The organism is Streptomyces sp. NPDC001153 (assembly GCF_053598315.1).
Map to the genome: position 1 here is coordinate 20,699 of NZ_JBSFJZ010000066.1, position 19,951 is coordinate 40,649.

Here is a 19,951-nt window from a genome sequence, read left to right on the forward strand (position 1 = left end):
GAGTCCCTTCCAGGAAAAACCCAGGTCAGCGCGGCCTTCTCACCCCCGGCAGGGACTGAAGGGACTGAAAGTGCCCAGTTATGAGCTGAACTAGCTTTATTGATCTTGTGGTTTTCGCGCATGCGCACGCGCGTACGAACCCCCTCTGAGTTCACGTCATAATGGCGGAGTTGAGTCCCTACAGTCCCTGAATGGCGCCACGAAACCTCTCTGACCAGGCAAAACGCTCCAGGGACCCAAGCCCCTCCGGGCCCTGCACCTTCAGTCCCTGATCCCTCGGTCCCTGCGGGTTCAGCCCCTCCCCCGCTGACAGTCGTGTGCGATCCGCAAGCGATTCGGTGGGCGATCCAGAGAGCGGCGGGGATAGGGTGTGAGCTGGAGGTGAGCTCCGTGCCCACTCAGGACGAGCTGTTCAGCGCGGTCGACGCGCTGCTCGAGGAAGTCGCCCAGAACGACCTGCCGTCGCCCGCCGAGCGCAGGCGCCTGCGCGAGGCCGCAGGGCTGAGCCAGACCCAGGTCGCGGCCGCACTGGCGACCCGCCGGGAGACGGTCGCGAGCTGGGAGTCGGGCAGGAACGAGCCCCGCCCGCCCCAACGGGCCGCCTACGCCCGCTTCCTGGAAAAGCTGGCCGAACGTTTCCCGGCCCCGGCCCTCCCGCCCCAGGAGACGTCCACCACTCCCCCGCCCCCGGCCCCTCCCCTCCCGGAGCCCGCAACCTCCGTTCCCCTCCAGCCGGAAACGCAGCCCGAGGTCGCGCCCGAGGCCCCCCGGCCGGCCGGAGCACGGCCCCCGGCCGCCCCCCGGCCGAAGACCGCACCGAGGAAGCCCCCCGGGACACCGGCCCCCTCCGGGACCACGGCCGAGGCCATGGCTCCCCGCTTCGAGAACGGCCCCCTCGCCGTCGTCGACCTCGAGGGCGAGCAGGTGGTGGCCTACTGCGTGGGCGGCCTGGTCCTCGACGTACCCGCCAAGAGCATCCCGGCCCTGGTGGACTGGACCCTGACCGAAGCCAGGCTCGGCCAGGCCCGGCTGCACCGGCACGGCCGTGACGCCGACCCCGTCCTGGTCCTCACCCCCGCCGCCCTGGAGCGCTACGGCCTGCCCGTCACCCTCTCCCCGGAGGAACGGCGCGCCGGACGGCTGAAGGACACTCACAGGGTCGTCAAGCAGGTCAAGAAGGCAGAACTGCAGCTGACCCAGCTCAGCTTCGGACCGTGGGCGCGCCTCTACCGCGACCCCGAGGGCGCCCGCCGCCGCTGCGTACAGCTGTGCATCCCGTCCTGGGGCGCGCTGCCCGTGGAGGAGTGGGACGACAAGAACGACCCCCGCCTGCCGGGCACGCCGGCCGCCGACCTCGCACGGTTCCTCGGCACCTACGCGGAACGGGTGATGACCCCGCGCGGCACCACGGCGGTCACCGGCCTGGAGCTGATGACAGCGCTGCGCCCGCCGACCCGAGCGGAGAAGGACCCGGAGACCGGAGAGTTCAAGCAGGCTTTCAACGCCGACGCCCTCACCGAGGTGTACGACGTCGTCGAGTGCGAGGTCCCGGACGAGCACCCGCTGCTCAAGGGCAGGTTCGCCCGCCACCACCAGCGGACCCCGGCCGAGATGCTGCTGGAGGAACCGTACGACTGGTGCCGGGAGCTCACCGACGACGAGTGCATGCAGCCGTACCTCGTCGCCATCGACGTCAACATGGCGTTCGCGGCGGCCGCCAACGGTCTCACCGTCGGGCTGAACGGACCGACCCACCTCACCGGCAACCCGAGCTTCGACCCCTCGCTGCCCGGCTCGTGGCTGGTGGACCTCTCCCACGTCGACCTCTCCCGGGTGGAAGTGGGCGGCCGCACCCTGGACGCCGACCGGCTCCCGTCGCCGTTCACGCCGAGGGGCGACCGGCCGGAGGGCCCGGCCTGGTACGCCACGCCGACCGTGGCGTACGCGCGGGAACTCGGCTTCGAGGTCACACCGATCGAGGCCTACGTCCGCACCCGGACCGGCCGCTATCTGGACCCCTGGTACAAGCGGCTGCGCGACGCCTACATCGCCACCATGGCCGACCTCGGGGTGAGCACCGCCATGGACGGTGAGGAGTTCCTGCACGCCATGGCCCGCTCCCGGCACGCCGATCCGACGCTGGCCCTGGTGCTCAAGGCCATCAAGGCGACGGCCAAGGGCGGCATCGGCAAACTGCGCCAGCGCAACCGGGGCCAGGTGCCGTACTACGAGCCGTGGCCGGCGCTCGCCCGCCCGACCTGGCGCCCCGACATCCGGGCGGCCGTCCTGGCGACGGTCCGGGTCAGCATGCACCGCAAGATCATGAAGACGGCGGCCGCCACCGGCCTCTATCCCGTGGCCATCGGCACCGACGCCCTCGTCTACCCCTCCCCCGGCCCCAGCCCGCTGGACTTCCTGCCGTACACCCCCGAAGGCAAGCCCGTGCCGGGCACGTTCCGGCTGGGCGTGAGCCCCGGCATGATCAAGCACCAGGGCACACAGACCGTGCTGTGGGCGGAGGAACAGTTCGAGCAGCACGGCGGTGTGTTCAACATCGCCAACCACATCAAGAACGACGGCACCGCCGCCGAAGGGGAGTAGCCGGCCATGGACTCGGTAGGGGACAGCCTGGACCGCGCGCTGGAGCAGGCGTTCACCCGCCCCATCCCCAAGAGCGCCCCGGCCCGGATGCGATACCTCGTCAAGCAGCTCAAGGGCACCAGGCGGGTTGCCGAACTGCTCGGCATCTCTCAGCGCACCGTGGAACGCTATGTGACCGGCCAGTTGAAACACCCCCGTCCGGAGCTCGCCGCCCGCCTGGAGCGCGAGGTGCGCCACCGCTGGCAGCCGCAGGTCCGGGCGCGGGCCAAGCAGAAGGCCGTCAGCACCGACGGCCTGGTCTTCGCCACCCGGGCCAGATTCGGCTTCACCGCCGCCCCGGGCACCACCGACGACGCCCGCATCCGGGACATCACCCAAGCTCTGCCGCCCCGCTGGGCCGAGCGGCTCTTCGCGGCCCGGGACGCCGGAGCCACCGAGGACCAGCTTCTGCAGATCGCGGCGGAGGGCCTGGGAGAGATGTACTTCCGGGCCGACAACACCCGAGCCCAGGGCCTGGACGTGGAGTTCACCGACGTCGATCAGATCGACATCTCCCTGTAGCGCCGCTGCGGCTCGCGGCGGTCGACCTATTACGCCGTAATAAGGGGTGGGCGGCGGGGCCGAGCTATTACGGCGTAATAGCGGTGGACGACGTCAGCGGATGGGCCGGCCCCCGAGGGAGCCGGCCCATCCGCTTGTCGACGTGGAGATCAGTCGCCCGGTACGGCGGCCTGCTCGGCAAGGGACCGCGCCAGCTCGGCCAGCCGGGCAGGATTCCGCTCCAGCCCCTTCTTGCCCAGGAACCGGAGCAGGTCGAAGAAGATGTCGTCGCTGTCGATGTTCCGGTCCAGGAGCATGGCGAGGATCCCGGGCTCGTTGTACGGCACCCGGCGCGGATGAGCGCCGGTCGAGGCATCCGCCTGCGGGCTGGTGACGGACGCCTCCGTCCGCGGCTCCGGCACGGGCTGCTGCACCTCTGCGTCACCGGCGGTCGGTGCCGACGAGACACCCGAGACCCCCGAGACATCCGAGGCCGCTGAGGCCCCCGAGGCCGCCGCATCCGGCTCGGCATCCCCTATTACGCCGTAATAGCCGTCGGCCGTCCCGGCCTGCCGGCCCGATCCGGTAGCACCGGTCCGTTCCACCTGACCGGTCACCGCAGGCGCGCTCGGCTCGCCGCCCCCTATTACGCCGTAATAGCCCTCCGGCTCCTCCGGCTGCTGCCGGGCGGTGACTGCCGGTGCCTCGCTCTCGCCCGCCGTCTTCCGGCCGCGCTTGTCCTCCTCCTTCCGGGCCCGCTCGTCCTTGAGTTCCCGGAGCGCCGCCTCCTGCTCCGCGGCCGGCTTGTTGGCCACCGCACGCAGCAGATCGATGGGCTCGTCACCGATACGGCGCTGCAGTTCGGGAGTCAGATTGAGCAGCGCCAGGCGCTGCGACACCCAGCCCTGGGAACGGTGGAGCCGCTTGGACAGCGCGGTCTGGCTGCCGTGGATGGCCAGCAGCCGCCGCAGGGCCCGGGCCTCGTCGAGCTCCCCCAGGTCGCTGCGGTGGATGTTGGCGACGAGGGCGGACTCGAGGAGTTCCTCGGAGTTGGTGCCCTGGTCGTCGCTGACCATCACCTTGACGGCGGGCAGTTTCGCCTCGCGGGCAGCGGCGAGGCGGCTGCTGCCGTCGATGACCACGTGGGTGGTGTCGGGTTCGAGGTCGGCTTCACGCTCGGGGTTGACCTTGATGTAGGCATCGCGGTTCATCACCGTGATCGCCTGCTTCTGGCCGTGCGTCTTCAGGCTGCCCGCCAGATCGGTGAGGTCACCGAGACGGGAGCGGGGGTTGTCGGGGTTGAGGCTGATGCGGTGCGGCGGAAGCTCGGTGGGCGGGGCGACGCCCTCGGTGGGGACCCCGGTGGCGGCGGCCACGGCCTGGCGGCGCGCGCTCACGGGGCGCACTCCCCCGCCGAAGCGCCCGGATCCCAGCTGGTCGGCCTTGCTCATACGATCTCCCGGGCCAGCGCGCGCATCCCGATCGCCTGCTGCGACTTGGGGGCGTAGGACAGCAGGGGCCGCTTCATCCGGACCGCTTCCTTCTGCTCTTTGAGATCGCCGATGAGCCCGACGACCCGCGGATCCTTTATGTCGACCCACCCCTGGAGCGAGGAGGTTGCGATGAAGCCGCGGCGCGAGTCGTAGAGGTTGACGACGATGCCGAGGTAGTCGATGTCGACCTGCAAGTCGCCGCGCAGGTCGTCGATCTGAGTGGTGAGCAGCTCGTAGGCGTCCGCCGAGCTGTCCTCGGCCTGCACGACGATCAGCGCGCCCGACTGACCGAGCTTCTCGCCGTCGCGCCGGCGGCCGTAGTACGCGGCGGCGTCCATGCTCAGACCGAGGCTGGGCGGGCAGTCGACGAGGATGACGTCGTAGTCGGCCTCGAGCGGGGCAAGGGCACGTTCGAGTGCCGCTTCCCTGGCGCGTACGGCGGAGAGCCGGACATCGAGCAGGAAGGCGTCGTTGCAGGCGGGCAGCAGATGGAGCCGGCCGCCGAAGGTCTCGTCGTCGACGGAGACGATGAGGTCGCGAAGGTCGCCCTTGGGGTCGCCCGCCATGTGGTTGGTCAGGCTGTCGCCGTTCATGGGCAGGGGCGCCGCCCCGAGCTGGTTGGTGAGGTGGCACTGCGGGTCGAAGTCGACCAGCAGGACCCGCAGCCCGAGCCCCGGCAGGCTCTCCACGCTCAGCGGGTCATCGCCGCCGGGCACGTCGTCGGACTCGGTGTCGCTCGCACGCAGAGCCTCGGCGAGAGCCTTGGCCACCCTGACGGCATGCAGGCTGTCGGCATCCTCGGCAAGTGCTTCGCCGAGGCCCGCCGTGATCGCCGTCTTGCCGACACCGCCCTTCTGGTTGCACACGATGATGCGACGGGTGATCTCGGGCCGCTCCACGTGCGGCGCGGGATTGGCGTCGAGCCACAGCTGGACCGACTGTGCCAGGCCCTGGATGAGCGAGACACGCCGTTCCGCGGCGACTTGGCGGAACTCGTCCCACTGGCCGGGCGGCAGGAACGTGGAGAACGAGTCGGCGCGTGAGGTGTCGATGGCCGGGGGAGTGGAGGCGAGCGTGCACCAGTCGCGGATGCCCTGCTCGACAGCCGCCTGGATCTCGATGCCGTGCTGGGCGGCTCTGACTTTGAGGTTCTGCCGGAGCCATCCCGGCAGTTTGGAGACGACCTTCTCGCGGTCGCTGGACGTGGCTGGCGAACTCATAGACGACACCTTACTAACGTCCAAGATCTTTGGAAGCATCGACACGTTAGTTGAAGCGCTCTGACGCAACGCCAGACGACACTCGCGGCCCTGAGCTATTACGCCGTAATAGCTCAGGCGCAGAACTCTCCTCCCGCTTCGCCCGCTCATGGGCGCGGGTCACCACCCTCCCACCGGCACCCGCCGTCATCACAGTCCCGGTCGTTCACGCAGGTGGGCTGGGCCGCGTGGTACCAGGGGCCTTCGCCGGCCCCTGGACCCCGCTGCCCCGCCACTTCCCGGCGCGAACCCGTTTCGTCGTGGCTCGAGCCGTGCGCGCCGGGAAGCGACGGGCTCGTGCGCGCCAGGACTCGTTGCCGGGCGAGCCTCGAGCGGGGCTCGGTCCCGTGTCGAGCCGAGGGCCGGACCGGGCGGACGTGTTCGCGGGCTGGGGTCAGTTGGGTGTGCCGCCGTTCGGCGCGAGTCGCTGCTTCCTATTACGCCGTAATAGCCCTCGGCCCCTTCGGGGGCTGCGGGGGGCTGCGCGGGCGGGCCGACCACCGATTGCCAAGGGAAGAGAGCGCAGCCGCCAATACGGCTCTGACCTGCAGAAACGCATCGAACAACCAAGATCGTGGGAACTGGCTGGCAGTTCCACGGACCGTGCAGAACGATCCACGGATCGGGGTGCCCGGATCCCTCGGACGTACCACCCGGTCCTGGCAACCTCACACCACGACCGACCGGACCGGGACAGCGACCGAGAGAACCGCCACCCCGACTGCAGGAACCGGGTACCACGATCCTCCAGCCGCACCAGATTGACGTGGCGTACATGAGCCGGTGCCCGAGGCGGCCGCGACCGCACAGCGAGGCCCTGACGGGACGGCAGGCGACACGGCCGACAGGCGGAGCTGATTGACTTCATGCTCATGTACGTTAAGTTCATCTGGTCGGCCCCAGAGCCGTCCCTCATGAACCACCAATCACCCCCCTTCCACGGAGGGCCCGTTGGGAGCAGTACGCAGACTGGTCGACGCCGACACCGGCGAGCCGGTCCCCTATGCGCCGTATGCCTTCTCCGGCCGGCACACACAGGTCGACAAGGCACGAGTCGAGGCGATCACCGAGTCCAAGGCGTTCACGCCCAGTCAGAAGTTCCTCGTTCTGTGGTGGATCGGGGTCTCTCCCGAGGGCATGGAACCGCTGCGGGCCACCGGAGCGGACATCGCCAAACGAGTGGGAATGTCCACCGACGCGGTCGGAAAGATCAATAGGAAGCTGGCCAAACACCGCATCCTGGTCATCCGTGGACGCATCGGCAACTACAACTTCTACCGGATCAGCCCGTACATCGCCTTCCACGGCACAGGGATCGAGCAGCGCGAAGCGGTGAAGACCTGCAACCCGCCGGACATCCCCGGATTCGATGACAATGTTCCTGCACGGTGGGAGGTCCAGTGATCAGCAGCGACGACAAGCAGAAGAACCTCGAACTGCTTGAGAAGACAGCGGGCATGAGCGCCAACCAGCGTCTCGTCGTCATGCTGTACGCCCTGCACCCGACCGACCGGTCCGGCGCCGTCCTCGAGACCGCGGCCAACCTGGCCAAGCTCGTGGGCATGGCCCCTCCCGTCTTCTCCCGCACCCGCAAGCAGGTCATCGAGGCCGGCTGGCTGGAGGAGACCGAGCGGATCGGGCACATCAAGTACTACCGTCTCGACCCCAAGCGACTGGGTGAGAACGTCGTCGTCCCCCTGCGTCGGGCGACCTGACGTCCCGGGGAGCGCACCTCATTGACGTGACGTACATGAGCCAAGCTCCCCGGTCCGTTTCCGCTTCACCCTGACGCAAGGACAGCGGCTACGGCCATGTACGCGTACGGCCTCGACCGCCATCACGGCGGCCGAGGCCATATTGCTGCGCTCTCGCGTTGCGGGGAGGGCAGGATCCGAACCTGCGTGGACCCTCGAGGGGTCCGACTCCGGGGCTTGACGCTGCCTGGCAACATGCCGAGGCGCGTCGGCAGCTATTACGCCGTAATAAGCCCGGCCCCTATTACGGCGTAATAGCTGCCTGCCTGGCGGGCGCACACACGGCTGACTACAGGCTGCGGGCGGTGATGTCGCCGTGGGCGGCGCCGACGGCGATGTCGCCGACCTGCAGGGCGAGGCGGGCGCTGTCGGTCTCGTCCAGCTGTCCGCGCCGACAGGTACGACGCGGCCGACCGCATCCGTTCCTGGCGGATCTGACGCCAGGAAGCCGGGCTCCCGTCCGACGTCACGCCGCTCACCGTCAGCCAGGAACTCACGGCGAACCCGCGCCACCATGGCGCCGCATGGCACCGCATGGCACCGCATGGCGTCATGCGGTGCCAGCCGGTACCATCCCGCGCTTCCATCAGCGCACGAGCGCGCATGACGCCACGCTGACTCGGGTCACCTTCTTCGCGTCTCCGCAGGTGAGACGCCTGATCCCCGAGCTCGCCCCTAAGAGGTGCCACTCGGGCTTGCATGTGGCGCCATCGTGGTGCAATCATGGTGCCATGGACCTCACCCCGTATGTCGACACCCTCCGCCGCGAACTTGCGGTGGCCGCCGAGGCCGGCGGGGAAGACGCCCGCGAGCTCGCCGAGCGGCTCACCGCTCCTCTGGAGTCGGCGACCCGGCTGACCATGCTCAATGTGCTCTCCGCCGCGATGGATGAGATCACCCGCGAGCTCGCGCCCGGTTCGGTCGACGTACGGCTGCGCGGGCTGGACCCCGACTTCGTGGTGACACCGCCGCCCACCGACACCGGTGCCATCGCGGAACCGGCCGCGCCCGTCGAGCCGTACAGGACCCCGGCCCCGGCCGACGGCGGCGAGGGCGGCACCGCCCGCGTCAATCTGCGTCTGCCGGCCCACCTCAAGGCGCGCGCCGAAGAGGCGGCGAGCCGCGAGGGCCTGTCGGTCAACACATGGCTGGTGCGGGCCGTGTCGGCTGCGGTCGAGGGCGGCACCCGGCCGCGTACGCCGGAGAGGACCCAGGCCGTCGGACAGAGCTTCACGGGCTGGGTGCGCTAGCCGCGCCCCCGCCCGCCTCACTTCACCCAGACCACGTCCCACCAGCGGGGACGACCCAAAGACTCAAGAGGACGGGACAGCCATGCCTTCTTTCGACACCCCCGAAGCGATCTCGGCCACGGCGCGCGTGGAGGCCGGTTCCATCCAGTTCCTCGCGGGCGACCGCCTCGACACGGTCGTCGAGGTGCAGCCCCGCGACCCGAAGAAGGACCTGGACGTGCGGGCGGCCGAGCAGACCGAGGTCGACTACGCGGGCGGCGCACTGACCATCAGGACGCCCAAGTCCAATCTGTTCGGCCGCACCGGCGTCGTCGACGTGACGGTCGAGCTGCCCGTGGGCTCGCGCATCGACGTGACCGGTGCCTGGGCCCAGGTGCTCGGCGAGGGCCGGTTCGGCGAGGTCCGTGTGAAGACCTCGTCCGGCGACGTCCGACTCGACACCACCGGCCCGCTGCACCTGAAGGCATCGCACGGATCGATCACCGTGGACCGCGTCGAGGGCATGGCCGAGATCACCACCAGCTCCGGCAGCCTGCGCGTCGGCCTCCTCGACGGCCCCGCCGTCCTGAAGAACTCGCACGGCACCACGACCGTCGGCGCCGCGACCGGCGAGCTGCGGGTGAGCGGTGCCAACGGCGACATCGACATCGCGCGCGCCGAGGACTCGGTCACCGCCACCACCGCCCACGGCACCCTGCGCGTGGGCGAAGTCTCCTGCGGCACCGTCCAGTTGGAGACCGCCTACGGCGCCATCGAGGTCGGCGTCCGTGAGGGCACCGCCGCCTGGCTCGACGTCAACTCGGGCTCCGGCCAGGTGCGTAACTCGCTCACCGCGTCCGAGACCCCGGAGAAGACCGAGGACACCGTCAAGATCCGCGCCCGCACCCGCCACGGCAACATCGACGTCCGCCGCGCCCGGGCCTGAGCGCCGGCCCCGCGAACTCGTCCACTCACCCCAGTCACCTCATCCCAGTCACCTCATCCCCGTCACCTCACCCCGTCACCTCACCCTTCGAACAGGAGGGCTCCATGCCCACATCTGTCATGCCCACGTCCAGGCGGGGCGGCCCGCAGGTGCCCGCCGCCGTCCTTGCCACAGGGCTGCGCAAGTCGTACGGCGACAAGACCGTGCTCGACGGCATCGACCTGGCCGTCCCGGAAGGAACGATCTTCTCCCTGCTCGGCCCGAACGGCGCCGGCAAGACCACCGCGGTGAAGATCCTGTCCACGCTCGTCACCGCCGACGGCGGGCAGGTCCAGGTCGCGGGTCACGACCTCGCCGTCGACCCGCAGGCCGTGCGTGCCGCGATCGGTGTCACCGGGCAGTTCTCCGCCGTCGACGGCTTGATCACCGGTGAGGAGAACATGCTCCTCATGGCGGACCTGCACCACCTGTCCAAGCGCGAGGGCCGGCGGGTGGCCGCCGAGCTGCTGGAGCGGTTCGACCTGGTGGAAGCGGCGAAGAAGCCCGCCTCCACCTACTCCGGTGGCATGAAGCGCCGCCTGGACATCGCCATGACCCTGGTCGGCAACCCGCGGATCATCTTCCTCGACGAGCCGACCACCGGCCTGGACCCCCGCTCCCGCCACACCATGTGGCAGATCATCCGCGAGCTGGTCACGGGCGGTGTCACCGTCTTCCTCACCACCCAGTACCTGGAAGAGGCCGACGAACTCGCCGACCGCATCGCCGTCCTGAACAACGGAAAGATCGCCGCCGAAGGCACCGCCGACGAACTGAAGCGGCTCATCCCCGGCGGACACGTACGCCTCCGCTTCACCGATCCGACCGCGTACCAGTCCGCCGCCTCCGCGCTGCGCGAGGCCACCCGCGACGACGAATCCCTCTCGCTGCGCATCCCCAGCGACGGCAGCCAGCGCGAGCTGCGCTCCATCCTCGACTGGCTGGACTCGGCCGACATCGAGGCCGACGAGCTGACCGTGCACACCCCCGACCTCGACGACGTGTTCTTCGCCCTCACCGACACCCCCGACGTGCCCGCCCAGCCGAGCCGGCCGAGCCAGCCCAAGGAGACCCAGCGATGAGCTCCCTCTCCCTCGCCGTACGCGACTCGACCACCATGCTGCGCCGCAACCTCCTGCACGCGCGCCGCTACCCGTCCCTCACCCTGAACCTGCTGCTCACCCCCGTGATACTGCTGCTGCTCTTCGTCTACATCTTCGGCAACGCGATGAGCGCGGGCCTCGGCGGCGGTGCCCACCGCTCCGACTACATCGCCTACATCGTGCCGGGCCTGCTGTTGATGACGATCGGCTCCACCACGATCGGCACCGCCGTGTCCGTCTCCACCGACATGAGCGAGGGCATCATCGCCCGCTTCCGCACCATGGCCATCCACCGCGGCTCCGTGCTCATCGGACACGTCATCGGCAGCGTCCTGCAGTCGGTCATGAGTGTGATCCTCGTCGGCGCGGTCGGCGTGGCCATCGGCTTCCGCTCCACCGACGCCACCGCCCTGGACTGGCTCGCGGCATTCGGGCTGATCGTCCTGTTCGCCCTGGCGCTCACCTGGATCGCGGTCGGGATGGGCCTGGTCAGCCCCAACGCCGAGGCCGCCAGCAACAACGCCATGCCGCTGATCCTGCTGCCCCTGCTCTCCAGCGCCTTCGTCCCCCTGCACTCCATGCCGGGCTGGTTCCAGCCGATCGCCGAGTACCAGCCGTTCACGCCCGCCATCGAGACCCTCCGCGGACTCCTCCTCGGCACCCACATCGGCAACAACGGCTGGCTCGCCGTCGCCTGGTGCGTCGGCCTCGCGGTGCTCGGCTACTTCTGGTCCGCCTCGAAGTTCAACAGCGACCCGAAGTAACCGCCGTGACAGCGCGGGCCACCCCGCCAACTCGTTCCACCCGAAGGCGGCGTACCACGACACCACGTCGGAGTACGCCGCCTCGTGCGTCGAACTCGGCGGTGAAACCATCGGCAAGGGGTCGACCGTCGTGGTCTCACTGCTGGCCGCCAACCGTGACCCCGGGCGCTTCGACAACCCCGACACCCTGGACATCCGCCGCAAGGCCCGAGGGCACCTGACCTTCGGCCACGGCGTCCACCAATGTCTCGGCCGGCAACTGGCCCGCATCGAGATGCGCGCCGGTTTCGCCGGCCTGCTGCGGCGCTTCCCGACCCTCAAGCTCGCCGTCCCCGCCGGCGAGGTGAAGCTCAGGACCGACATGAATATCTACGGTGTCCACGAACTGCCGGTCACGTGGACGGAAACGGCTCCGTAGGCAGGAGGCGCGTGACCATGGTGTCGATCAGTGTGTCGAGCCGGTGTGCCGTGAGAAGTTCGGGGACGGTCAGGTCATCGACGATCAGTCCGAGCATGGCCAGGTAGAGCAGAACCACCCCGGTGCGGTCGCCGGGCAAGCCGCGCCCCAGGTGGAAGTCGATGTTGGTGTCCAGCTCGGCGGTGAGGAACCGCGTCAGTTCCGCGTGGAGTTCGGGCCGCCGGGCGGCCTCCAGGCGCAGTTCGAGCATGGCCAGGTGGCTGCTGCGGTCGCGGCGCATGCGGTCGACGAGCTGCAGCATCAGGGTCTTGACGAGTTCGTGTGACGGCTCGGCGTTCATCGTGTCGGCGAGCTCGGCCGGATCGGGTGTCAGGCGTTCGCGGGTGCGTCCCATGACCTGGGCCAGCATGTCGGCGCGGTTGGCGAAGTAGTTGGACGCCGTGCCGGTGGGCACGGATGCCTCCTTGTCGACGGCGCGCAGGGTCAGGCCACGGGAGCCCTCGCGGGCGAGGACCTCGATGGCGGCGTCGAGCAAGGCGGTGCGGCGGGCCGGGTTCTGACGCATGGGCAGCTCCTGAGAAAACACATTGACGCCACTGCAAGTGCAGTACTACATTCAAACCACTTCAAGCACAGTACATCAATGGGCGCATAGGAAGAGAGACCGGATGCGTAAGCTCACCTACTACGTTGCTGCCAGCCTCGACGGCTACATCGCCGGCCCGGACGGCAGTTACGACTTCCTGCCCTTCGAGGGGGAGGTTCGGGAGGCGATTCTCGCCGAGTATCCCGAGACCATGCCGGTGCACGTTCGCGGGCCGCTCGGGCTGACCGCCACCCCGCACCGGCACTTCGACACCGTGATCATGGGGCGCGGCACCTACGAGCCGGCCCTGAAAGCAGGTATCAGCAGCCCCTACGCCCACCTGAGGCAGTACGTCGTCTCGCGCACTCTGGTCTCCGCCGACCCGGAGGTGGAGATCGTCGCCGACGACCCGGCCGAACTGGTGCGCAACCTGAAGCAACAGGACGGTATGGGCATCTGGCTGGCAGGCGGCGGCAAGCTGGCCGCGGCGCTCCGTGACGAGATCGACGAGCTGATCATCAAGCACAATCCGGTCGTCATCGGCTCCGGAATCCCGCTGTTCGACGGCCCGTTCGCCCCGACCGGCTTTCTGCCGACCGCACGCCGCGGCTTCGACTCCGGTGTCAGCATCGTCACCTATACGAGGAAATGACGTGAGAGCACTCCCCGCCCCGTCCGTGTAGGGGCTCCTTCACTCAGGACTCTCCCGGTCAGTCCGGGGCGCTTTTGGTTCTGGTGTAGAGGACTTCGCGGCCTTGTTCCGCGGCGCGGATGAGTGCTTCGCCGACGAAGTCGAGGAAGCGGGCGGCGTTTTCGAGGCGGTTGGCGGCCGGGGTGCCGCGGCCGAGGACGGCGACGCCCTGCCGTGCGGTCTCGATGAACTGGTCGTTGGCGCGGGCGCTGCGGATCATGGACTGGTACCAGAGGTCGTCGTCGACGACGTAGCGTTCGCGGCGGCGTTCGTCGCGTTCGCGGCGGACGAGGTCCAGGCTTTCGAGATAGGTGATCGCCTTGGAGACGGAGGCGGGGCTGACCTGGAGGCGCTGGGCGAGTTCGGAGGCGGTGAGGCTGCCGGTGTCGGTGGTGTAGAGGCAGCCCAGCACCCGGGCCATCATCCTGGGCACGCCTGAGGCCATGAGGACGCTGGTGAGGGTTTCCTGGTAGTCGCGTACGGCTTCGGGATCGCGTCCGTGGGCTTGGGGAAGCGCCTGCGGCCCCTGGGGCGCGGCGGGTTTGCGCCGGTGGGTGCGCTGCTGGGTGGCGCGGTGGGCCAGGTCGGCGCGGTAGCCGGTGGGGCCGCCGTTCCGCGTCACCTCACGCGTGATCGTGGAGGTCGGACGCTCGAGACGGCGGGCGATTTCGGCGTAGGGGAGGCCGTCGGCCAGTCCGGCAGCGATCTGCTGGCGTTCTTGCTGGGTGAGTCTGCCTCCCGGCATCGCAGCCCCTTTCGTGCTCCATGGGTGTCCTGTGGTGGCGCCCGGCGTTCCCTGGCGCTTCCACGATAGCGTTCATCGTCATTGTATTGCAACGATCACTGCCCATTTCGTTGCGTTAATCAAGAGACCGTTGCAATGATTATTGCCCATCTACCTGCACAAATACTGCTTCTAAGCAAAGAACATGTTGCACTGAACTGGAAAGCAACGTAGCGTTTCCAGTATCAGAAAACAGTGGGCCGCAAGCGTAGAGGAGAGCATCATGCAGAAGTTCGACACCCCCGCCCCCGTCTTGGCCGTCCTGGAGATCCCCGCGGGACGGGTCCAGTTCATCGCCGCGGACCGGGCCGACACCACCGTCGAGGTCCTGCCGGCGAACCCTTCGAAGAGCCGTGACGTGAAGGCGGCGGAACAGACCACGGTGAACTACGCCGACGGGGTCCTGCGGATCGAGAGCGCGGCGAAGAACGAGTACCTCGGCCCTTCCGGATCCGTCGAGGTGACGGTGAAGCTGCCCGCGGGTTCCCGTATCGAGGCCAAGACGGTCAGTGCCGAACTGCGGACCGCCGGCCGTCTCGGCGACGTCGTCTTCGACGGCGCGTACCGCCAGATCAAGCTGGACGAGGTCGCGAGCCTGCGCCTCACCGCGACCGACGGCGACGTTGAGGTCGGCCGGCTGGGCGGCCCCGCACAGATCAGCACCGCCAGGGGCGACATCCGCATCGCCGAGGCCATGGGCGGCACGGTCGTGCTGCGCACCTCCTCCGGCGACATCACGGTCACCGCAGCCGCCGGCGTCTCGGCCGCCCTGGACGCCGGCACCAGCTACGGCCGTATCAGCAACGCCCTCAAGAACGACGGCACCGCCGATCTCGACATCCGCGCCACGACCTCCCACGGCGACATCACCGCCCGCAGCCTCTGAAGAAGCAGAACGTCACACATGCTCGAGTCCAGGCCGTAGGGCCTGGACTGGGGATCTTGACTGCTCAGCGGTCACATTCCGATGAAGCTCACTGTTTCTCGCATGTCTGCCCGCCCGGTACGCAGCCGTGGTGCGTCTTCCTTCTCGAATCCCGCTGAGACGCCGCAGAACAGCACGAGCCCGTCGTCGGCACCCACTGCCCGGCTGACGGTCTTGCGGTACATGGTCCACATCACCTGGGGGCAGCTGTGCAGCCCTTCCGCCCTCAGCAACAGCATGACCGTCTGCAAGTACATGCCCGCGTCCCCCCACTGTCCGGGCCCCATGGTCCGGTCGAGGTAGCAGAACAGCACGACCGGTGCCCCGAACGCTTCCGAGTTCAAGGCGGCGATCTTCTTGGGTCTGTCGGGGTCGTCGCGCTCGATTCCCAGCGCTCTGTACCGCTGGGCGGCCGCGGCGGAAAAGCGGTCCAGATACGGCGAGTTCAGTTCGGCCGGGTACATCGGGTACTCCCGCTCGTCCCCCGGGTCTCCCGCCAGTGCCCTGGCGGTCGCGCGCCTCTTCAGTTCGGCCAAGGGCTCGCCGGTGACCACAAACACATGCCACGGCTGGAGGTTCCCGCTCGACGGAGCCCGCGTCGCAGCAGCCAGCACTCGTTCGAGTGTCTCCTTGGGTACCGGCTCATCACTGAACGCCCGCACAGCCCGGCGACTGTCCACGGCCTCATACACATCCACGTCATCGCGTCCTCTCACTCGACCGGGCCGCTCTACCGTATTCAGCGGTCAGAGCCGAGCGTCGTCAGGGGCTGGACAGCCCCCCGACGATCAGTCCAGTTGTTGATGGGACTGCGGAAGACAGAGGTGATGTGACGGACGATCAGTGGAAGCGGCTTCGGCTGCTTCTGCGGGTGAGTAACGGGCGTTGCGGCAGGTGATCAACGGGATGCTTTACCGGATCAGGACGGGTGTGCTGTGGAGTGACCTGCCGGAGTGTTGTGGGCCGTGGAAGACGGTGCACGAGCGGCATCGCCGCTGGTCGGCAGATGGCACTTGGGAACTCCTGCTCCAGCGGTTCCAGGCCGAGGCCGACGCAGTCGGTGACATCGACTGGGCCATCTCCGTGGACTTGACGTCAGTACGGGCCCACCAGCACGCGGCCGGAGCACGTGTGGCACCACCGCCGAGCCGGTCCGCGTCCTGGATCTCACCCCATGACGGGGGCTTGTGCGGAGAGGGCAGGATTCGAACCTGCTGAGTACCTGTAGGCGCCGATCAGCCTTTCTTGGTAAGTGTCCCGATATCGGGAATGCAGATCGGCGCCGGCAGGGCCGTACAGGGTGCTTCTAGGCTGCTTTGAGTTTGGCTACCTGCCGCGCACGCTCTTCCAGGTCCCGGACGGCGGCGAGTCCGCGGTGGGGAGACAGAGACTTGAGGAGTGTCTTCAGGTGTTGGTCGCCCCGGGCTGATGACAAGCCTGCGTAAGCATCGAGGAATTCGCCCCACGTCTCGCAGGCGGCCTCAACGTGGCGCATGGTCATCTGCCGTTCTGCGATCACCCCGAGGCAGTGAAGTCGTCCCTGCCGCTCCAGCGGCGACCGGGCCTGGTTCGAGCGGCGCAGCGCCGCGATGGAGCCGGCGCGGTCACCGGTTGACCACCGAACTTGTCCCTCGTGGAACAGGAGGGCGGCCCGGTCGTAGCCGCCTACGGCGTCTCGGCGGTCGTCGGCGCGGGACAGTGCGGCCTCGGCTTCGCGGAGTCGGGCAAGAGCGGTACGTCGGTCGCCGGGGACCATGGCAGAGGCGGCAGCTTGCTGCCCGCGCAGGAACGCCACCAAGCGGGGGCCGGCCGCCGGGGCGGCTTCGGCAGCGGCGTCGGCCAGGTCGAGACCCTTCTGCCCATGCCCGAGGTGTGTGGCCTGCAACGACATGCCGCGCAGGGTGCGGCAGTAGGTCACGTGGTCCTCGGCGGCGCCCGCGAGATCGAGGGCCCGCAGGTAGTACTGCTGACCGAGGCCCTGTTGGTTCTCGTACATGGCCATCCAGCCGACCAGATACACGAAGTCGGCGACGGCGGCGCGCATGTCGCGTTGGGCCCGGTCCGTGCCGCCCGCCTGCAAGTAGGGTCCGGCGGTGTTCGCCAGCCACGCTGCGGCCATCGGGCGGGCGTGCCCTGCACCGACCTGATCAAGGATGTCGGCCACCTTGTCGGTCATGAGCCTGACCGTCTCGACGTCAGCGGCGCCGATGCGCACGGTCCGTCCAGCCTTCGCTGCCTCCGTCCGTCCGGCGACGTCCTCGAACCGGGGCACGGCCAGGGCGGCGGCGTACAGCCCGGTCTGGAGCATGCCTCGGCGTGAGGGGTCCATGTCTGCTCGGCTCAGGTCGATCACTCCCGCCACCACATCGCGGCCGTCAGCTGGTTCTGCACCGGTCTCGCCCTTGGTGTCCCAGCCCAGCTCAGCGCACGTTACGGGCCGGTCGACCAGCCGCGACAGTGCCTCGGCGATCGCAGCGCGCGCCTCGGACTTTGGGGTGGACCCGGCGAGCCAGTGGGACACGGTCGTCTTGTCGTAGTGCAGTTGGAGCCCCAGTTCACGGCCGACAGCGTTCACCCGGCGCGCAAGCTGTGCGTTTCCGACGCCCTCAGCCTGCATGAGGGCGGCAAGAGCTGTGTTCGGTGTTCGCGGTCGACGTGCCATCGATGCACCCCCGAGTGCGTTCAACCAGTTCAACCGTTACTCCAGCTTCCTCCCTATTCCGTAGTCGCGCACAGGCGTTGAGTGATTACCAGCCGTTCGGGGACCGAGTCCGACCAGGCTGACGGCCCGGCTCGTTCCGCAGCCCCCGAGGGCGCGGGCCGGGCACCCATCGATGTCGAAGAGGCCCACCACCATGATCAGAGCGTCCGAGGAGACGACCGCGACACGGCGCGCCGCGCACGAACTCGTCGTCGATGACGCACAATCCGCCGCGGTTGATACCGACATGATCCGCCGCACCTGCGAAGCGGTCTTGTGGGCTCCCCGCCTGTCCGGACACGAACGGGACGTGGCTGCGTTGCTGGTCGGGCACGTGCAGCTGCTGCTTCCCGAAGTCCGCAGCCTCGTGTATCGTGCGCGCGGCGAATGGTGGCGCACCGGCCTGCACGTTCTCACCCACGCCCGCCGTACCCTCTCCGCCGTACGCACCGGCGCTCCCCACCCTGCGGACACATCCGGCCTGTTGGACCTGGCCACGCACTGCCGCGCTCTGCTGGCCATGTACCAGCAGCTCAGCGCAGGAGATGACCGGCCCGCGGACTGCGCGGACGGGGACCAGTGGTGACCCGTACAGCAGCGAGGCCCCGCAGTCACGGCTACCCCGGTTACACCCTCGTACGTGAGCGAGTCCCCCAGAGCGGCGAGGAGGCCCGGCGCCTGGTCCGGGTGGCACTGTCAGCGTGGGGCGTGGACCGCCGCGATGTCGACACGGCCGAACTCGTCGTCGCTGAACTCGTCGCGAACGCTGTGCGGCATGCGGCGGGGTCTACGCTGCGGATCAGAGTGGACCGGCCCGATGCTGGCCGCGTGTATGTCGCCGTTGTTGACCGTGCCCCGCGCCGCCTGCCCGCGCTGCGGATCCCGGGCCCGGACGAGACCGCCGGCCGAGGGCTCCTCCTGGTCGACGCGTGCGCCCTGCGCTGGGGTTGTGACGTCCTCGGTGGCATCTCTCCCTGGGGCAAGCGCGTGTGGGCCCTGCTGGAGACACGCCCGTGAGGCTGTGGCGTACCGCGACGCACCACCGCCGCGCAGAAACCGTGCTCTTTGCTCGTCTCCGCGCGGTTCCTCGGCGTTGGGATAGACCTCGTCGGCCCCGTGCTCTCCGGCCGAGCACAGCTGCATGCCGCACAGATGCGGCGGTGGTTGGGCAGGCTGTCGGGTGAGACGCGCGTTTCAGGTGATTGTTCGGTTTCGTAGTGGTACTACGACTGCTCGTCCAGTGGCTTTTTTGCCGAGGCGGAAGAACTTCACCTGGCCTTGGCTGTGTGTGTGCTCCAGCCATTCGTCTTCGGTCAGTTCTCCGCGGGCGCGTGAGAAGTGAGGGGCGGGAACCCCTATGCGTTCGGCCAGCTCAGCCGCGGTGCGTTCGACGGCGTGCTCCAGGCCGCCCAGGATCGCGTACGTCATCAGTATGTTCTGTTTCAGGTGCGGCAGTTCTCTCGTCCGTTCCTGCAGGGCGGTGAGTTCGGGGTACGGGTCTTGACGTGTCATTGGTTCGGCCCTTCGTCGCTGATCCGGAGCGTCCTGGCAGGGTCGGCAGGTGGAAGGCGGCGGCTTGCTCGGACTGTTGCCGTCCGGAGAGGGCGGAGATGATGTGAGGGCTGGCCCGGTATTTGATGGTCCGGCCGATGATCTCGGCTACGAGGAGCATCTTGTGCTCGGCGAGCTTCTTGGTGATCCTCCGGGTGGCTTGCGGGGTCAGTCCGAGGAACTCTGCGGCCTCCTTCGCGGTCGCGCCACCTTCTTCGTACGTCATGATCCCGCAGTAGAAAAAGACGCGGAAATCGTCACCGGTGATCCCGGAGTCCTTGGCCAGCATGGCCATGATGCGGGCGAAGCTGAACTGCCCGTGCCGGCCGCCGAAGGCGTAGGAGCGGCGAGGGTCGTCTTCCTCACGGATCTCCCATAACTCATGGGTTTCGCCGGTCGCGGTGTTCACCAGCTTCCGGCCGTGTCGGCCGCGTCCCTGCTCTGACACGTACGTCCCCCGACCTGCGCTGTTCTTTGGCCTGCTTTCTGACGACCTGTAGATTACCACTTACATCATGTCGTGTTTGGTAATCGAAGGAACCCCTCGGTTCCTTCGATTACCAAACA

At 68.6% G+C, this 19,951-nt stretch carries 19 protein-coding genes and 2 pseudogenes; 14 read left to right on the forward strand and 7 right to left on the reverse strand.

Translation table 11 applies throughout. The annotated features are described in order from the left end of the window. Positions 1-390: 390 nt before the first annotated feature. Positions 391-2,601, forward strand: coding sequence for a telomere-associated protein Tap (gene tap, locus ACWDEN_RS43565; protein WP_450863520.1), 2,211 nt, complete (start codon positions 391-393; stop codon positions 2,599-2,601). Positions 2,602-2,607: 6 nt separating this feature from the next. Then, positions 2,608-3,162, forward strand: coding sequence for a telomere-protecting terminal protein Tpg (tpg, locus tag ACWDEN_RS43570; protein WP_351614150.1), 555 nt, complete (start codon positions 2,608-2,610; stop codon positions 3,160-3,162). 149 nt (positions 3,163-3,311) lie between these two features. Here tpg and ACWDEN_RS43575 read toward each other — a convergent pair whose 3' ends face one another. Both ACWDEN_RS43575 and ACWDEN_RS43580 read right to left on the reverse strand, forming a co-directional pair. After that, a complete protein-coding gene (locus ACWDEN_RS43575) occupies positions 3,312-4,592 on the reverse strand; it encodes a ParB/RepB/Spo0J family partition protein (protein WP_351614147.1) in 1,281 nt (426 codons plus the stop codon). Next, a complete protein-coding gene (locus ACWDEN_RS43580) occupies positions 4,589-5,854 on the reverse strand; it encodes a ParA family protein (RefSeq protein ID WP_351614144.1) in 1,266 nt (421 codons plus the stop codon). The genes ACWDEN_RS43575 and ACWDEN_RS43580 overlap by 4 nt, the downstream gene beginning before the upstream one ends. Before the next feature lie 990 nt (positions 5,855-6,844). Between ACWDEN_RS43580 and ACWDEN_RS43585 the strand changes: the two genes are divergently transcribed. The 7 genes and pseudogenes from ACWDEN_RS43585 to ACWDEN_RS43615 form a co-directional block, all read left to right on the forward strand. Beyond that, a complete protein-coding gene (locus ACWDEN_RS43585) occupies positions 6,845-7,297 on the forward strand; it encodes a MarR family transcriptional regulator (RefSeq protein ID WP_228626272.1) in 453 nt (150 codons plus the stop codon). Then, positions 7,297-7,608: a cyclic nucleotide-binding domain-containing protein gene (locus tag ACWDEN_RS43590; RefSeq protein ID WP_351614218.1), complete on the forward strand. Its 312-nt coding sequence runs from the start codon at positions 7,297-7,299 to the stop codon at positions 7,606-7,608. The genes ACWDEN_RS43585 and ACWDEN_RS43590 overlap by 1 nt, the downstream gene beginning before the upstream one ends. 770 nt (positions 7,609-8,378) lie before the next feature. Beyond that, positions 8,379-8,897, forward strand: a complete 519-nt coding sequence (locus ACWDEN_RS43595) for a hypothetical protein (protein ID WP_450863523.1) — start codon at positions 8,379-8,381, stop codon at positions 8,895-8,897. Positions 8,898-8,979: 82 nt separating this feature from the next. Next, positions 8,980-9,822, forward strand: coding sequence for a DUF4097 family beta strand repeat-containing protein (locus ACWDEN_RS43600; protein WP_351614139.1), 843 nt, complete (start codon positions 8,980-8,982; stop codon positions 9,820-9,822). A gap of 104 nt (positions 9,823-9,926) precedes the next feature. Next, positions 9,927-10,943: an ATP-binding cassette domain-containing protein gene (locus ACWDEN_RS43605; protein WP_450863525.1), complete on the forward strand. Its 1,017-nt coding sequence runs from the start codon at positions 9,927-9,929 to the stop codon at positions 10,941-10,943. Then, positions 10,940-11,728, forward strand: coding sequence for an ABC transporter permease (locus ACWDEN_RS43610; protein ID WP_450863527.1), 789 nt, complete (start codon positions 10,940-10,942; stop codon positions 11,726-11,728). The genes ACWDEN_RS43605 and ACWDEN_RS43610 overlap by 4 nt, the downstream gene beginning before the upstream one ends. A gap of 82 nt (positions 11,729-11,810) precedes the next feature. Continuing rightward, positions 11,811-12,146: pseudogene (locus ACWDEN_RS43615) on the forward strand (cytochrome P450); the annotation flags it as partial. Here the strand turns inward: ACWDEN_RS43615 and ACWDEN_RS43620 are convergent. Beyond that, the gene (locus ACWDEN_RS43620; RefSeq protein ID WP_351614131.1) at positions 12,121-12,711 is read right to left on the reverse strand and encodes a TetR/AcrR family transcriptional regulator; all 591 of its coding nucleotides are present in this window, start codon (positions 12,709-12,711) and stop codon (positions 12,121-12,123) included. The pseudogene ACWDEN_RS43615 and the gene ACWDEN_RS43620 overlap by 26 nt on opposite strands. Before the next feature lie 103 nt (positions 12,712-12,814). Between ACWDEN_RS43620 and ACWDEN_RS43625 the strand changes: the two genes are divergently transcribed. Beyond that, entirely contained in the window at positions 12,815-13,384 is a 570-nt protein-coding gene (locus tag ACWDEN_RS43625) for a dihydrofolate reductase family protein (protein ID WP_351614128.1), read from the forward strand. A gap of 58 nt (positions 13,385-13,442) precedes the next feature. On the opposite strand, the gene ACWDEN_RS43630 is transcribed toward ACWDEN_RS43625, so the two are convergent. Beyond that, on the reverse strand, positions 13,443-14,168 hold the full coding sequence (locus ACWDEN_RS43630; RefSeq protein ID WP_450863529.1) for a helix-turn-helix domain-containing protein: 726 nt from the start codon (positions 14,166-14,168) through the stop codon (positions 13,443-13,445). Between the two features lie 262 nt (positions 14,169-14,430). On the opposite strand from ACWDEN_RS43630, the gene ACWDEN_RS43635 reads away from it, so the two are divergent. Beyond that, positions 14,431-15,093 (forward strand): DUF4097 family beta strand repeat-containing protein, encoded by a 663-nt coding sequence (locus tag ACWDEN_RS43635; RefSeq protein WP_450863530.1) that lies wholly within the window; start codon positions 14,431-14,433, stop codon positions 15,091-15,093. A gap of 71 nt (positions 15,094-15,164) precedes the next feature. On the opposite strand, the gene ACWDEN_RS43640 is transcribed toward ACWDEN_RS43635, so the two are convergent. Continuing rightward, positions 15,165-15,830, reverse strand: a complete 666-nt coding sequence (locus ACWDEN_RS43640; protein WP_450863532.1) for a nitroreductase — start codon at positions 15,828-15,830, stop codon at positions 15,165-15,167. 190 nt (positions 15,831-16,020) lie between these two features. On the opposite strand from ACWDEN_RS43640, the pseudogene ACWDEN_RS43645 reads away from it, so the two are divergent. Continuing rightward, positions 16,021-16,275, forward strand: a pseudogene (locus tag ACWDEN_RS43645) (transposase); the annotation flags it as partial. Between the two features lie 163 nt (positions 16,276-16,438). On the opposite strand, the gene ACWDEN_RS43650 reads toward ACWDEN_RS43645, so the two are convergent. Continuing rightward, a complete protein-coding gene (locus ACWDEN_RS43650) occupies positions 16,439-17,794 on the reverse strand; it encodes a hypothetical protein (RefSeq protein WP_351614120.1) in 1,356 nt (451 codons plus the stop codon). A gap of 193 nt (positions 17,795-17,987) precedes the next feature. Between ACWDEN_RS43650 and ACWDEN_RS43655 the strand changes: the two genes are divergently transcribed. Both ACWDEN_RS43655 and ACWDEN_RS43660 read left to right on the forward strand, forming a co-directional pair. Then, positions 17,988-18,419 carry a DUF6415 family natural product biosynthesis protein gene (locus tag ACWDEN_RS43655; protein WP_351614117.1) on the forward strand — a complete coding sequence of 144 codons (432 nt, stop codon included), beginning with the start codon at positions 17,988-17,990 and terminating at the stop codon, positions 18,417-18,419. Beyond that, positions 18,416-18,850 carry an ATP-binding protein gene (locus ACWDEN_RS43660; protein WP_450863535.1) on the forward strand — a complete coding sequence of 145 codons (435 nt, stop codon included), beginning with the start codon at positions 18,416-18,418 and terminating at the stop codon, positions 18,848-18,850. Before ACWDEN_RS43655 ends, ACWDEN_RS43660 begins: the two co-directional genes overlap by 4 nt. Positions 18,851-19,205: 355 nt before the next feature. On the opposite strand, the gene ACWDEN_RS43665 is transcribed toward ACWDEN_RS43660, so the two are convergent. After that, positions 19,206-19,793 carry a MarR family transcriptional regulator gene (locus tag ACWDEN_RS43665; protein WP_450863537.1) on the reverse strand — a complete coding sequence of 196 codons (588 nt, stop codon included), beginning with the start codon at positions 19,791-19,793 and terminating at the stop codon, positions 19,206-19,208. Between the last annotated feature and the right edge of the window lie 158 nt (positions 19,794-19,951).